The sequence below is a fragment of the Chitinophaga sp. W3I9 genome (genome assembly GCF_050434025.1).
Classification (GTDB): Bacteria; Bacteroidota; Bacteroidia; order Chitinophagales; family Chitinophagaceae; genus Chitinophaga.
Genome location: NZ_JBNPWC010000001.1, coordinates 6,283,648 through 6,298,079 on the forward strand (window position 1 = coordinate 6,283,648; position 14,432 = coordinate 6,298,079).

General features: G+C 47.0%; 11 protein-coding genes and 1 tRNA gene. 4 read left to right on the forward strand and 8 right to left on the reverse strand.

The annotated features are described in order from the left end of the window. Positions 1–25 precede the first annotated feature (25 nt). Complete coding sequence (locus QFZ51_RS25505) at positions 26–628, forward strand: fibrobacter succinogenes major paralogous domain-containing protein (protein ID WP_429050252.1); 603 nt, start codon at positions 26–28, stop codon at positions 626–628. 175 nt (positions 629–803) lie between these two features. Here QFZ51_RS25505 and QFZ51_RS25510 read toward each other — a convergent pair. Further along, positions 804–888: transfer RNA gene (locus QFZ51_RS25510), tRNA-Ser, on the reverse strand. A gap of 190 nt (positions 889–1,078) precedes the next feature. Here QFZ51_RS25510 and QFZ51_RS25515 point away from each other — a divergent pair. Next, on the forward strand, positions 1,079–1,513 hold the full coding sequence (locus QFZ51_RS25515) for an acyl-CoA thioesterase (RefSeq protein WP_111579096.1): 435 nt from the start codon (positions 1,079–1,081) through the stop codon (positions 1,511–1,513). Between the two features lie 52 nt (positions 1,514–1,565). Here QFZ51_RS25515 and QFZ51_RS25520 read toward each other — a convergent pair whose 3' ends face one another. From QFZ51_RS25520 to QFZ51_RS25545, 6 genes are all read right to left on the reverse strand, one after another. Beyond that, the gene (locus QFZ51_RS25520) at positions 1,566–2,081 is read right to left on the reverse strand and encodes a hypothetical protein (protein ID WP_429050254.1); all 516 of its coding nucleotides are present in this window, start codon (positions 2,079–2,081) and stop codon (positions 1,566–1,568) included. 250 nt (positions 2,082–2,331) lie between these two features. Continuing rightward, the gene (locus tag QFZ51_RS25525) at positions 2,332–2,598 is read right to left on the reverse strand and encodes a hypothetical protein (protein WP_370907821.1); all 267 of its coding nucleotides are present in this window, start codon (positions 2,596–2,598) and stop codon (positions 2,332–2,334) included. A 104-nt stretch (positions 2,599–2,702) separates the two neighbouring features. Then, positions 2,703–3,152 (reverse strand): VOC family protein, encoded by a 450-nt coding sequence (locus QFZ51_RS25530; RefSeq protein WP_429050255.1) that lies wholly within the window; start codon positions 3,150–3,152, stop codon positions 2,703–2,705. Between the two features lie 69 nt (positions 3,153–3,221). Further along, a complete protein-coding gene (locus QFZ51_RS25535; RefSeq protein ID WP_429050258.1) occupies positions 3,222–4,031 on the reverse strand; it encodes an AraC family transcriptional regulator in 810 nt (269 codons plus the stop codon). Positions 4,032–4,051: 20 nt separating this feature from the next. Continuing rightward, positions 4,052–4,828: a GLPGLI family protein gene (locus QFZ51_RS25540; protein WP_429050260.1), complete on the reverse strand. Its 777-nt coding sequence runs from the start codon at positions 4,826–4,828 to the stop codon at positions 4,052–4,054. A 4-nt stretch (positions 4,829–4,832) separates the two neighbouring features. Further along, positions 4,833–7,607 carry an outer membrane beta-barrel protein gene (locus tag QFZ51_RS25545; RefSeq protein WP_429050262.1) on the reverse strand — a complete coding sequence of 925 codons (2,775 nt, stop codon included), beginning with the start codon at positions 7,605–7,607 and terminating at the stop codon, positions 4,833–4,835. A gap of 228 nt (positions 7,608–7,835) precedes the next feature. Between QFZ51_RS25545 and QFZ51_RS25550 the strand changes: the two genes are divergently transcribed. After that, a complete protein-coding gene (locus tag QFZ51_RS25550; protein WP_429050264.1) occupies positions 7,836–9,554 on the forward strand; it encodes an IlvD/Edd family dehydratase in 1,719 nt (572 codons plus the stop codon). 10 nt (positions 9,555–9,564) lie between these two features. Then, positions 9,565–10,323 carry an SDR family NAD(P)-dependent oxidoreductase gene (locus QFZ51_RS25555; protein WP_429050266.1) on the forward strand — a complete coding sequence of 253 codons (759 nt, stop codon included), beginning with the start codon at positions 9,565–9,567 and terminating at the stop codon, positions 10,321–10,323. Between the two features lies 1 nt (position 10,324). On the opposite strand, the gene QFZ51_RS25560 is transcribed toward QFZ51_RS25555, so the two are convergent. Further along, a complete protein-coding gene (locus tag QFZ51_RS25560; RefSeq protein WP_429050268.1) occupies positions 10,325–14,350 on the reverse strand; it encodes a DEAD/DEAH box helicase in 4,026 nt (1,341 codons plus the stop codon). Positions 14,351–14,432 lie beyond the last annotated feature (82 nt).

Consider the following 14,432-nt stretch of genomic DNA (forward strand, 5'->3'; position numbering starts at 1 on the left):
ATACAGCAATCAAAAAATAATAGACATGAACACAGAAATAGTTACTGATATTGATGGCAATATTTATCACACAATATCCATTGGAACACAAGTATGGATGGTGGAAAACTTAAAAACCACCAAATACAACGATGGGACTGAAATTCCATTTATAGTTGATACGGCTGAGGCTTGGCATGAGCTAAATTCACCAGGATATTGCTGGTATGATGATGATAAGTTTAATAAGGAAACTACAGGCGCTTTGTATAATTGGCACGTAATAAATACCGGTAAACTATCCCCTAAAGGTTGGCACATACCAACAGATAAAGAATGGTCGATATTGGCAGAATTTCTTGGTGGCGAAACGGTAGCGGGTGGAAAAATGAAAGCAACCGGTACGGAATTTTGGTCCGGCCCAAACACTGGTGCAACAAATTCAAGTGGATTCGTCGCTTTATACAGCAGTTTTCGTGGTAAAAGCGGATTTATTCCTTCAAGCAATGGCACGCTATTATTTTGGAGCAGCACAGCCTTTGACGATATAGATGCCTGGGCTTGGTATTTGCGATTCGACAGTGAAGCTTTAGGTAGAAACCACGGTGGAAAGTATCACGGCTTTTCCGTACGATGCTTGAAAGATTAGTAAACAGTAAAGTACAAAATGCTTTTCAAGCAGGATTAAATGACAATGAAACAGCATTGAAGGAATACATTAGAAGCAATCAGAGGATATGATTTATGCACACATTATGTAATGGTATTCGAACGTATATATCTATAACCCAAAAAGCACTGAAATCAGTGCTTTTTGGGTTATGCGGAGAGTCAGGGATTCGAACCCCGGGACCTGTTACAGTCAACAGTTTTCAAGACTGCCGCAATCGACCGCTCTGCCAACTCTCCAGGCTGCGAAAGTATAAAAGGAATTCATTCTAAAAAAATTTGTTTTACTTTTTTTATTAGAAAAATTTCGTTAATAAGCAATCCCCTGGCAGACATCAGGCTGCCGTTCTGATTTACGTATAGCCATCACAGATATAATATCCGCCCGTTTGACCCAGGCTTTTTACACCACTTTTCCGTAAATTTAAGTATGAACATATTTTTTGAAGGACCAGTATTATGGTCACAGATAGACGCTAATATGCACCTGCGCCACTCGGCCTATGCCGACTTTGCCGCACAGGCCAGGCTTAGTCTCCTTGAACAGGTAGGGCTTACCGCAGTTCATTTTATACAGCAACAGCTAGGCCCCATCCTTTTCCGGGAAGAGCTGTTCTACCACCGGGAAATCAGCCCTAACGACAAAGTGCGCGTAAGCTGTGAAATGACCAAATGCCGGGCAGATGGCTCCCGCTGGTCCATTAAGCACGAAATTTTCCGGGGCGATGGCACCAAATCCGCCACCGTATTAGTAGACGGCGCCTGGATAGATACCCGTAAACGCAAACTCACAGGACTTCCCCCTGAACTCATGGAGAAGTTCAAAGCCATACCACGGAGTGAGGATTTCGTGGAAGAAGCGTAGGTTGTCTTACTCAGGATTACGCTGATTATGCTGAGTAAGACAAAATCCGCATCTATCTCGCCGTCAGCGGTTTCGCCAGTTTATCAGATTCCAGCTCTTTTATAAAAGGCAACTGGTTCTGAAGGTACACCCTCGTCGATTGTTCCAGGTAATTGTCCAGCTGAAAGAACTTGGCCGCCCTGGTAGCGCCCAGCAGCTTGTTAAACTTCCGGAAATAACGCATCTGCAAACGTCCGAACTCCAGATCGTTGTTAATAAACTGCCTGGTAAGCGAATTCATCTTCTTTTCATCAATAGAAGAAAACTCCTCGTTGTACATCTTCAATAAGGCAATACGCTCCGTTAACCACGGACTCTTCTCCGTTTCGTACTCAAGAAATGCAGATTGAAATGCCCTTTCTTCCAAAGGCGAAATTCTTAGAAAGTCATTCAACAATGACTCTTTGTTTTTGCCAAAGATTTGCGTTACAAGATCCTCAGTTGGCAAAACGACTGCAGCTGGCGTAATTTGAGCAGTTAATTGCCAGCCGGCGCCCAGGATCATGAACAGACAGATAAGCTTTTTCATGCACTGAAAATTTAGGATTAATGGCAGGTTCAGCCACAAGCCTATGTATTCAGGGGGTAACGAACACCAGCTTGGTATGGTGTAGTAAAATAAGAAGCAGGTGTAGTGCCCACTACATTATGGCAGTGAATCCACCGTCTTATTAAAACAATAGTCGGGGAGAAATGGTTGCAAACAGTATCAAATAATAACAAAACAGCCTGAAAGCGATTACTTTCAGGCTGTCTTTATCGAAAAATGGTGAATGGGGCTAGTTCATGGACTGCTGATTAGATTTCATAAAGGCGTCATATGCTTCTTTTGTCCAATGCTGATAATCTTCCAGGTTGATGCCCAGTCGCTCATCCCGTTCTACTTCTTTATATTCCCGGCTGTCCCAATAACCTTTCGCCAATGACTGAATATTCTGGGAAACCGTGGCAGGTGCTACTTCGTAATCATCAGGATAACTTTTGTAGTTGCCAATTGCCAATACCTGGATTTCTTGTTTTACTGTGTCCTTGCTTTGCTTTGCCATGGTTAAAATTTTTTGGTTAACCCCTGTAAAACAAAAATGGTTCCTGTATGATACCGATCAGCGCCCTTTTAAGATTATATTAACTTAAAATTATGTTAATGGCATCAGGGCTGGGAATAAGTCACCAGGTCAATACCCAGGCCATTGGGGTCTTGTATGGCGAAATGCCGGTCGCCCCACGGCTCATTGCGGATCGCTATTTTAATGTCCACCCCCTTCGCTTTAATAGCCTCATATACCTTGTCCACATCGGCGACCTCAATGGTCAAATACACGCCCTTTCCATTAAAAGCGGTTTTAAACAATGGCTGCTGCGATGCATGCTCCGGTAACAAAAAACTAATCTCCGCCTGCTTATCCGGTGTATGCAGCAACAGGTAAAATTCGTTTTCAAAAGACACTCCGAATCCTAATGTCTCTGTATAGAATTTTTTACTCTCCGCTAATTTAGCCGTAATAATTCCTGCGTTCAGTTTCATTTTACCGGGTTTTACCTGTGAATAAATATTAGATACAGAAAAAAAGAAAATAAACAGTAATAACCATCTTTTCATATCCTGCTAAGTTTTATAACAGCAAAACTAAGATAGCGGGGAGAAGAAAAATTGTAAAAAACGGACAACTTATTTGCCAAACACTTTAGCCGGGGTAAGGCCATAAAGCGTTTTAAACTCCCTGATAAAATGGGCCTGGTCGTAGTACCCGGCGTCGAGGTAAGATCTGTTCCTGCGGATGTATTCCGGAGAATGGGTAAATTGTAATATCCTCTGGAAACGCACCACTTTACTGAATGCCTTGGGCGTGTCACCAATATAAAATTCAAACAGGCGCCTCAACTGGCGGGAACTGATCCCTGGAGGGAGCTCCTTTTCAATACTGATGATGCCCGAATGCCGGACAATCAGATCCACCGCTTCAAGCAGGCGGTTATCTGCCGGTGACATCTTTTGGGCAATGCGATCGCGTAAAAAACCATCCAGCAGGGATTTCAACTGCTGTTCGCTCATTTCTGCATGAAAGCAATCCCGCAAAAAACGGGTAATCGCCGGCGCCACATCCTCTAATGAGATCACCTGCTTACTTATTTCCGCAGCATTTAACCGGAACAACCGGGGAAACATGCCCGGCAAAAAACGGATGCCCACATAATTAAAGCTTCCTTCCAGCGGAAAACAGGTATAGGCATCGCTGAATCCCATGACAAAACTCTGCCTGGGATCATGCAGCTCAAAAAAAATATCCATGCAGCCATCGGCCACCACCCGGTAATGAAAAGGCGCGGTAAGCGGGCGGGTGGTTTTAAGCTGCCAGTAACAATAAATGTATTCCTGTAAGGGTAGGTCCGGCAAAAACTCCCGGTATACCACCGCCCCCTCCGGCTGCTTTACAAACGGCTGTACAGGCGTGTATATGTGAGAATTACTTTTCATCATACGTCCGGATCGTTCTGCAATTATAACATAATTGCCCTGATATAGGCACTCCCATAATTCCCCCACTTACCTAGTATTTTTGAAACGGATTCGAAGATGCCTTTATTGTCTACCGGTTTTCCTTTTACAGGAGGCTTCAGCGCATCTTCTTTTATATCATCTATCAACACTTTAGTGGCAAACCAGGTAACATGCTCGTGCGGCAGGGCCACACCGAGAATCATACCAGGCAAACCGCTAAACGACTCGGGCCCGCCAGGAGTAACAATGGCATCAGTATAAAAAGCCACCACGTAAATGGAGTCCATAATAATAGCATTCGCCCGCCGGCAATCAAACCCGGCGATCTTACGGGTTTCATCCGTGATTTTCCAGCGTATCCGGCGCACCGTGTCCTTCACCAGGTACATCTGCTCAAATACCTGTTTCTGCGAAATACTTTGCATACTATCGAGCCGGGAATATACCACATTCACCTCGGCCGGTGCGGATTCCCATATGGGCTTTTTATTATCAGGATTATCCCTTCCCGGTTTATACAGGGACGTTTGACGGGAGAATGAATAATCGAAATAAGTGACCTGGTATTGCGACATCCCTTTTTTCAACATATCCGTCCATGAATTATCCTGCCCCTTACTCAGTTCATCCATGCGGGCAAACAGGTTCACCCGCTTCTCAAATTCTATCCTTCCCTGCTGCAAAAAAGCAGTGTGCTGCGCCCGTGCCGGGAAAACAGCCATCACCACCAATATAACGGTCAGGATTATACGGATTCTTGTAATGATACTTTTCATAACACTATTCTTTTGGAGCCGCCGCACCCAGTTTGTTAAAGTTCCAGATAAAAGACAACAAGCCATAACGCCCAATGGTACTGTAAGTCCGCTGACTGATCGTATTGGTAGACACCGACCTGTTGAAGCCAATATTCTGATTCAGGATATCACTCATGGACAAATTGATCTGTACCAGCTCTTTCTTACCAAACTTCTTTGCCACATAAGCATTCAGGATAGCAGCATTGTTGTTGGTAGCAAACACCGCTGTTTTCTGCCGGATATTATAGTTCAGATCCGCATGCAATACAAATTTAAGCGGCAGGAAAAAACTCACGTTAGGTGAAATATTATACGTCCAGTATTGCGTCCGTAAAGATTTATCCACAGAAGATACGCTGTTGTTAAAATTCGCCTCTCCCTCCAGGGAATATTCATACTTTTTGTCTTTGTACTTACCCAGGTTGATTCCCAGCCCCGTATTGGAAGAATTCGTAGTATTCAATAAACCATTCACATAATTTACATTCCTGTTCAAGCCACCATTTGCCCTTCCTCCCACTCTCAGGTCCCATGGATTGATCTTCCAGCCTATATATAAATTGAACTGTGCGCTCCGGTTTCCATTTACATTTACAGCCTGGCTGGTACTTACTCCTGAAGTATCTATCACGGTCCGGTCGCTGATGGCATTCGTAGTGGATCCATACCTCAAAGACGCCCAGATGCTTCGATTGGTCATTACTTTGAAATCATTAAAATTAATACTGAAGTTATTATTAAAAGATGGCTTCAGTGCAGGGTTTCCAACCTGCAGGTGGAGCGGGTCATCATTCACGCGGATAGGCTGCAGGTCGTCGATGCCAGGCTGACTGGTGTATCCGTTATACTCAACAGTAAGTCGACGTTGCTGCGAAAAACTATACCGGAACATCGCGCGCGGATACCAGTTAACAAAATCACGTTCTACTTTAGTGTTCCGGAACATATCTTTCTGGCTGAAGCTGGTAAGACCTACATTGCCGCCTATGTTAATGCGGATTTTGTTTTTCGTATATCCGTACCGGATACCACCCTTATGCGTTAGTACATTAAACGCATAGTCATTACTGTATAAAGAATCCAGGGCAGTATACTTACCATCGGTCTGCTGATTATAGGAATTCCTGTTGGAATGATTGTTATCGATATTAATGCCATAGTTAAACAGCAGCGAAGAGGCCACAGACAATGGTTCTGTGTAAGTAAAATTACTTACGATACTAATGCTTTCATTATTGGTGGTTTTAAGCTGATCCGTATTTTGTACCGAATCCAGCTTACCCTGCTTGTAGTACTCCGTATAGGCATCCAGCATTCCTTCGCCGTTAGTGCGGGAATAATTCTCCGCGAGGTTCAGTGATATGGTACGCCCTTTTTTCTTCAATTTTTTACGCCATAAGAAGTTTGCATTCATACTGCCAATGTCCGATACATTGGAGGTTTTACGCTCTCCCTGGTTCACGGTTATATCATTCAGTTCCATTCCGCTGCTGCTGAGCCGATTGGCTATTTTATGATCGAGACCGCCATCTATTTGTAATTTGACGGATGAACTAGAGTCGAGCTGCCGCTCATAGCTGCCACTAACACGGTTCCGGAGAATATTGTTATTGAAATGCTCTTTAGAATGATTATAATAAATAGTATCTGGTAAGATATTCTGCGACATGCTTTCACTGTTCCCGTCGATATATAATTTCATCAGTTTATAGTTGGCATTCAGGTTCTGCCGGTCCCGGTCCCATTTATCTGAATAATGTAATCCCCCGGTTTGTACCAGTGGATAACCATCGCCGCCGTAGCGGCCATCCCAGCTGTCAAGATCATCACCCCGGAAACTAAACTCCATATCGCCATCATCGTTAAAAGAGAGTTCACCGCTGCCGGAGCCGAACTTCTCCCGTTCGCCCCAGTCGAGGCCTACCTTGCCGGTATTGGACACAATGCCAAAGGCAGCCAGTTTCTTCTTTCCGCGGAATACATTCAACATAGCCTGGCTATCGTGAAAACCGTTGTCGCCGGCGCCTACAGCCACTTTGCCAAAGTAACCGCGTTTCTTATCTTCCTTCAGCTGGATGTTAATCGTTTTTGATCTTTCTCCATCATCGATACCCGTAAAGGCCGCCTGATCACTTTTCTTATCGTATAACTGTACTTTATCCACCATATCTGCACGCAGATTTTTAGTGACCAGGGTGGGATCATCTCCAAAAAACTCTTCGCCATCTACCAACACTTTCTTTACTGTTTCGCCCTGCGCGGTAATCTGTCCTTTGCCGTTTACCTGTATACCCGGTAGCTTTTTCAACAACTCTTCCACAGAAGCATTTGCCGCGGTTTCATAGCTGCCGGCATTGAATTCCGTGGTATCTCCTTTCATCTTTATAGCAGCTACTTTTTGCTGTATCACGACTTCCTGCAGCAATCGCGATTTAAGTGTCAGCATAATATTATCGAGTTGCACAGCAGAAGTATCTGATAACGTTAAAGGCTCTACGTAATCTGCAAAGGCAGGATAACTTATCAGCAAGAGGTACTTCCCGGATTGCAGGTGCTTTAATTCAAAGTGTCCTTTTTCATCACTCCGCGTGAATTTATATAAGATAGAATCTTTCGCCTGAAGCAGTGCCACTACGGTATTGGATAACTGTACATGATTAAGTGTGTCTGATACAATACCCTTCACCGTGGCTTGTTGTGCCAGGCAGCAGTGGGTAAGGACCATGCCGAGGATCAATCCGGATAGTTTCTTCATTTGTGGATTATACAGGTTATCGTACAGATGCTGTGAAATTAAAATTCCATAATAAAAATTGAACTTTTGTTGCCATGAGTGATAAACATCTGTTAAATGGATTACCTACTTATCATGTAGAGAAAGAAGATTAATAAAAAGATAACCGGCCATATGATAACAAAATCTGTCCCTGTTCATTTTTGAAATCCATAATTTATTGTATCTTTTAAAATATCCACTCCCGTTATGAAGCAAGAAAATTCACTGAGAAGCGCTAATTGGTTTGCCCGCGGAGGCAAAGATGGTTTTATTTACCGTGCCTGGCTAAAGAAGCAGGGTATCCCCTCACATGAGCTGGAAGGCAAGCCAATAATAGGTATTTGCAACACCTGGTCGGAGCTCACACCGTGCAACTCCCATTTCCGGGAACTGGCAGAAGCCGTGAAACGCGGGGTACTGGAAGCCGGTGGTTACCCGTTGGAATTCCCGGTAATGTCGTTGGGCGAAACACTTATCAAGCCTACTGCTATGTTATACCGCAACCTGGTCAGCATGGATGTGGAAGAATCTATCCGCGCCAACCCTATCGACGGGGTAGTGCTGCTATGCGGTTGTGATAAAACCACCCCGGCATTGGTAATGGGCGCCTGCAGTGTAAACATTCCCACCATTGTGGTATCGGGCGGCGCTATGCTCACCGGCAGGCACCGGGGCAACAGTATCGGCACCAGTGATATCTGGCGGTTTAGTGAAGATGTAAGGGCCGGCAGGATGACCAACGAAGAACTCGCTATGGCAGAAGCAGGCATGTGCCGCAGTGATGGCCACTGCGCCGTAATGGGCACCGCCTCTACCATGGCCTGTATGGTGGAATCCCTCGGACTTTCCCTTCCGCAGAATGCCGCTATTCCCGCGCCGGATGCCGCCCGCAAAATACTGGCACAATTGTCTGGCAACGAGATCGTGAAAATGGTCCGGGAAAACAGGCGCTTAACGGATATCCTGACAAGAGAAGCTTTTGAAAATGCCATCCGGGTGAACGCTGCCATTGGCGGCTCCACCAATTTTGTCATCCATTTGCTGGCCATTGCAGGCCGCATAGGCGTAGAACTGAACCTGCAGGACATGGATACCTTTTCTGCCAATATCCCGCTGATTGCCAATCTGCAGCCCTCCGGCAGTTATTTCATGGAAGATCTTTATTATGCCGGCGGATTGCCAGCTGTGATCAACGCCCTGCTGGAGCATCTTCACACCGATTGTATTACGGCCAATGGCAAAACGATCGGCGCCAATTACGCTAACGCTGTCAGCTACAATAAAGACGTAATTTCATCAATAGCAGCTCCCTTTAATACGGTATCAGGCATCGTGGTATTAAAAGGAAATATTTGCGAGGAGGGTGCGGTGATCAAACCATCTGCCGCAAGCGCTCACCTGATGCAGCATACAGGCAAGGCAGTGGTGTTTGAGGATATCGACGATTATAAAAAACGGATTGATGACCCTGCGCTTGATGTGGATGAAAACAGTGTGCTGGTGCTTAAAAATGTAGGACCTAAAGGCTATCCGGGGATGCCTGAAGTAGGGAATCTCGGCTTGCCCGCAAAACTGCTGGCCAAAGGAATTACAGATATGGTACGTATTTCCGACGGCCGGATGAGCGGTACCGGCTTTGGTACCGTAGTACTGCATATATCGCCCGAAGCCGCTGCCGGCGGCAATCTCGCCATTCTCCGCGATGGCGATGTGATTACACTGGATGTACACCAGCGCCGGCTGGAGGCAGCTATTTCCCCTGAAGAAATTGCGCGCAGAAAAGCGGCGTGGAAACCGGTGTATCCACAGTCCACACGGGGATATGTACAACTCTACCAGCAACACGTGGAGCAGGCCCATCTTGGCGCGGACCTCGGCTTTCTGAAAGGCAGCTCCGGCAGCGAAGTAACCAGGGACTCACACTAAAAAACGGCTCATGACATTTGAAAAGAAAGTAGCGATTGTTACCGGCGCCGGCCAGGGCATCGGTTTTGAGATAAGCAAACAACTGGCGCTGAAAGGCGCTACGGTTATACTGAATGATATTGATGCACAGCTGGCGCAACAGGCTGCCGGCGCTATCACTGCGGCAAAGGGGCAATGCATAGCCCTGCCCGGCGACTCGGGCGATATTGCCTTTATTCAGCAAATGGTGAACACGGCGGTGACACAATTTGGCCGGCTGGACATTGTGATTGCCAACGCCGGTATTACTTTGTTTGGCAACTTCTTCACTTACACACCGGAAGCATTTAACCGCGTTATGCAGGTGAATCTGGGCGGTACCTTTTTCCTGGCGCAAACCGCCGCCAATCAAATGAAGCAACAGCCGCAGGGCGGCGCTATCCTGTTCACCTCTTCTGTAACCGGCCACCAGGCGCATAAAGATCTTGCGGCCTACGGCATGAGTAAAGCAGCGCTGGAAATGCTGGCAAAAAATTTAGTGATTGAATTATCTCCTTTTAAAATTACAGTCAACACCATTGCTCCCGGCGCCACCCTCACGGAACGTACGCTGGACGATCCTTCCTATGAACAGATCTGGTCCAGCCTCACGCCGATGGGACGACCCGCTTATACGCAGGATATCGCCGATGCTGCGCTGTTCCTGGTTTCCGATCAGGCGAGGCATATTACAGGCCAAAGCCTTATCATCGATGGCGGATGGACCAGTATCAGTCCCTCGCCGTTCTGAGCTACCTTTCTGCGATCAGGTCCAGTAATTCCCGGGCATTGAGTTTACCGGCCTGGTCACTGCCTTCAAGCAGCTGATCGGCCAGATCCCGCTTGCTGTTATGCAATGCAATAATCTTTTCTTCAATAGTATGTTGCGCTACCAGCCGGTAAATAGTTACCGGCCTGGTTTGCCCGATCCGGTGCGCCCGGTCGGACGCCTGTTCTTCAATCGCCGGATTCCACCACGGATCCATATGGATCACATAATCAGCAGCGGTTAAATTAAGTCCCAATCCACCCGCTTTCAGGCTGATGAGGAATAATTGCCCTGTGCCTGCCTGGAAATCTTTTACCAGCTTATCCCGTTGCGATATCGGCGTACTTCCATCGAGATAGAGATAGGTAATTCCCAGTTGATGCAGGGCTTCCCTTACCAGGTCGAGATGCTTTACAAACTGGCTGAACACCAATGCCCGGTGGTTGTTGGACACCAGTTCCTCCACTATTTCCCGGAATACCATTAATTTGGAAGATGGGATATCGGCTTCAGCATCCACCAGCTGCGGGTTACAAGCCGCCATCCTCAGCCGGCTGATTTCCGCCAGTGCCCGGATGTGTTGCTGTGCCATACTACCTTCCTGCGCCCTGATATTTTCCAGCGCTTTTCTTCGCAATGCTTCATAAAACGACGCTTCCTCCTGTGATAAGCTCACCAGCTTTACAATCTCGGTTTTGGGCGGCAATTCATCCAGCACGCCTGTTTTGGTACGCCGCAATATAAAAGGCGTGATCAGTTTTTTCAGGTGTTGCTTCACCGTGCTCTCCGGGTTCCTTAGAGACGGGAAAACAAATTGCTTATTGAAATGATCCAGTGTACCCAGCAATCCCGGATTAAGGAAGTTAAACAGGTTCCAGATCTCGCCCATGTGATTTTGTATAGGCGTTCCTGTTAGCATAAGTTTAAATCCGGCCTGCAGCGACATGGCCGCTTTGGAAGTTTTTGTCTGGAAATTTTTGATTGTATGCGCCTCGTCGAGTACCAGCGTAGGCCATTTCACGGCGGCCAGCAGTGTTTCTTCTGATTGGAGTAAACCATAAGTGGTCACTACCACGTCAAAAGCGCCGGCGGCTTTTATCAGGCTGGCACGGTGACCGTTATGCAGGAACACCACGTTCAGGGAAGGCGCAAAGCGGCTGATTTCATTGCTCCAGTTATTTACCACGGAAGCCGGGCAAATAACCAGCGCTGGGCCATCCGGGGCGCGATGCAGCAACAAGGCAATCGCCTGGATGGTTTTACCCAGGCCCATGTCATCTGCGAGGCAGGCGCCAGCTCCCCAGGCCGCCAGGTGCGTCATCCAGCGGAAACCTTCTTCCTGGTACGGGCGTAAGGTGGTTTGGAGTGTAACCGGCACCGTTACTGCCAGTTCCATCGCGTTGGTACGTTTACGTGAGAAAGCTTTCCACGCTGCATCAGTAGTAACGCTGCCCGCCTGTTCCAATAATTCGTCCAGTACCGGCGCGGCATAGGGCTGAATGCTTACATTGTTACGGTCAATATTTGCTACGCTGGCCATTTCGTTTAGCCGGCGGCGTAAGTCGCTTGTCAGTGCCAGGTACTCTCCATTCTGTAAGGCAATAAACCGCTTCTTTACGGTACGCGTAGTATCAAGCAAGTCCTTTAATGCGAGTACCGTGGTTTCATCCACTTTTAATTCGCCGGTACACATAAACCAATGGTCCTTTTCCTTCAATGAAATGCTCAGGTGCGCAAAGCCTGCCTGTTGCTTCACTTTGTAACGCTCCCCTTCCGGCCACTCTGCCCTCACCAGTTCGGGATGCTGGTGGATAATTTCCAGCAATTGCAGACAGTCGAGCGGATCTTCAAAAATGATGGTATCATCAGAAAGGTCCTGTTCTATTGCTCCCTGGATGAGGTTCAGCAGGGCAGTTACATTACTCTTTTCTTTTGCCAGGTCCCGGATCGCCTGCCAGCGTTCCCCGTTGCTGATACCGATAATATTATGCGCACCAATGCCCGGCTTGCAATACGGCGGGTCACTGGTAAATGGTTTTACATAAATACCGGCTTTCAATCCATCGCCCAGAGGCAGCAGCTGTATTACAATGCGGCTGTCGCCGGGCCGCCGGCTGATATTAGCGGCCATATCGCCCACATCCGCATGGATGGTCAGGTGCGCGCCAATGCTCTTCAGTACCTGGATCAGCTTGTCTTTCCCGGCTGCCGGCACCATGGGGATCTGCTGCAATGTTTGCAGCAGCCGCCGCTGCTGCGCGGTGAGATGGATGATCTTCAGGCGGGTGTTGGTTTCCTTTACAAATACCGTTTCACTGATATAATCATCCACGTTGGCGCTGAAAGTATAGCCTTGCCCCGACCTGTTAACGCTCAGCTCCGGTTGGGCTTTTACTATTTCCACGGAAACAGTGATATCATCTGCAGAAAATAATAACGGATGGCCGGCAATTTCTCCCCATACCGTTTCAGCAAAGGAATAAGATTCCCCGTCGTAGTTATAATAATGATCTTTCTGTACGGTGGCGCCTATCCTGAAGTCCTGTTCTGTCATGGCTTCCGCCTTCCCTTCCTTCAGTTTCTTTAATGCTACGTTACGGCCGCTGCTCCAGGTGTTATTGCCCTGGGAAGTTTGCAGCACCGGCTGGATTTTGTACCGGTCAAAATCTATCAGGTAAATTAACCGGGAGGTCACTACATTTTTTTCTTTTTTTGTAAGATGTGTATCTGCGCCCAGCAGCGTATTTAATAGCCGCTCCCAGTCGGGCGTTTGTTCCATCTGGGAAAATACCGGTGGGTGCACGGCAATGGCGCCGGCTTCCATGAACATACTTTCATATCCCTGGTAATCATCTCCCTTAAATAAATATAAATATTCGTAGGTCAGTAACCGGTAGTGACGCTCCATGCCTAATGCCAGCAATCTTGCAACGGTAGTACTAAAAGTGCGCAACAATTTACTTTTGGGATGCAGCAGCTGCAAACACAATACAGACAGGTAGCTGAGCAGGTTGCCCTCCCCTCCTTCCAGTATCAGCAATAACAACTGCTCGCCTTTCTCCTTCCGGCCTGCATGAAAATGCAGCAAACAAACGGCCGGGGTAATAGCCGGGAACAGCTTGCGTTCATAAGCCGCTACAATTTTAGCGATCAGTGGATTCGTTTGCTCACCGGGCAACACCGCCAGTGTGAATGCATAATAAAAAGCAAACAACGGCGATAGCGGCAGGCTGTTCTTTTTATCGTACTGCCGTTGACGTTTGATTCCTTTTTCAAAGGATGTCAGTGCTTTTGCCGGTTGCCCGCTGTACAGTAATGTCACCGCCTGTGCATAAAGGTCATCTGCTGTTTTATCTGCCGGAGGCAAATTAAGATGCCCCTGTAATAGTGACAACTCAGGAAAATCCGCACCATACTGCCGGCGAAAACGCTCCAGTTCTTCCACCGGCGGCATTTTCAGCAGGTTATATTTTAAGGCAAAAGATACCATCCGGTCAAGGCTTTCCTGGCTGAAAAAAGGTAACAGTTCTGCATAGGCCGGGAAGTACAGCAGGTAGGATAAATAAGGTTGATACTCATCCAGCTCCATTTCCAGTTTCCTTACAGGAGGTGATAATAAAAAGCGGTCGCCTGTAAAATAAGCGGTAAGCAATTGCTGCAGGTCCTGCAACCGGGCGCTCATGCTGTAAAACGCATGCACTGCGTGTTGCGTTCTTTGGAGCAGCACCGAATAAGCAGGTTGCTTTATATTTACCGGGAACAGCAGAAAATTCATTTCCGGTACCAGGGAATAATTGCCCGTTACATTTTTAATGGCCAGTCCGGCTGCAACCAGGTGCTTCAATATTTCGCTGACCCTGGTGCCTTTCATTTCTCCCACACGGTTCACAGCGTCTGTAATGGTAAATGTTTCCAGGGGATACAGGTACACAGACATGACGTCCATTACAAGCCGGGTATCCCTTTCCTGTGATTCATATTGCTCTGAATAGAAACGCTCATTGACCATAGCAACAAAAATAGCTGAAAATATTTTGCGGGGGAGACAACCTTTTTACTGTTTTTATCGAATACGCATAGGTACGGATTAC

What these genes read in the sequence shown, in the direction of transcription:
- QFZ51_RS25505 (WP_429050252.1), top strand. Translation starts at nt 26, where the DNA reads ATGAACACAGAAATAGTTACTGATATTGATGGCAATATTTATCACACA.
- QFZ51_RS25515 (WP_111579096.1), top strand. Translation starts at nt 1,079, where the DNA reads ATGAACATATTTTTTGAAGGACCAGTATTATGGTCACAGATAGACGCT.
- QFZ51_RS25520 (WP_429050254.1), bottom strand. Translation starts at nt 2,081, where the DNA reads ATGAAAAAGCTTATCTGTCTGTTCATGATCCTGGGCGCCGGCTGGCAA.
- QFZ51_RS25525 (WP_370907821.1), bottom strand. Translation starts at nt 2,598, where the DNA reads ATGGCAAAGCAAAGCAAGGACACAGTAAAACAAGAAATCCAGGTATTG.
- QFZ51_RS25530 (WP_429050255.1), bottom strand. Translation starts at nt 3,152, where the DNA reads ATGAAAAGATGGTTATTACTGTTTATTTTCTTTTTTTCTGTATCTAAT.
- QFZ51_RS25535 (WP_429050258.1), bottom strand. Translation starts at nt 4,031, where the DNA reads ATGATGAAAAGTAATTCTCACATATACACGCCTGTACAGCCGTTTGTA.
- QFZ51_RS25540 (WP_429050260.1), bottom strand. Translation starts at nt 4,828, where the DNA reads ATGAAAAGTATCATTACAAGAATCCGTATAATCCTGACCGTTATATTG.
- QFZ51_RS25545 (WP_429050262.1), bottom strand. Translation starts at nt 7,607, where the DNA reads ATGAAGAAACTATCCGGATTGATCCTCGGCATGGTCCTTACCCACTGC.
- QFZ51_RS25550 (WP_429050264.1), top strand. Translation starts at nt 7,836, where the DNA reads ATGAAGCAAGAAAATTCACTGAGAAGCGCTAATTGGTTTGCCCGCGGA.
- QFZ51_RS25555 (WP_429050266.1), top strand. Translation starts at nt 9,565, where the DNA reads ATGACATTTGAAAAGAAAGTAGCGATTGTTACCGGCGCCGGCCAGGGC.
- QFZ51_RS25560 (WP_429050268.1), bottom strand. Translation starts at nt 14,350, where the DNA reads ATGGTCAATGAGCGTTTCTATTCAGAGCAATATGAATCACAGGAAAGG.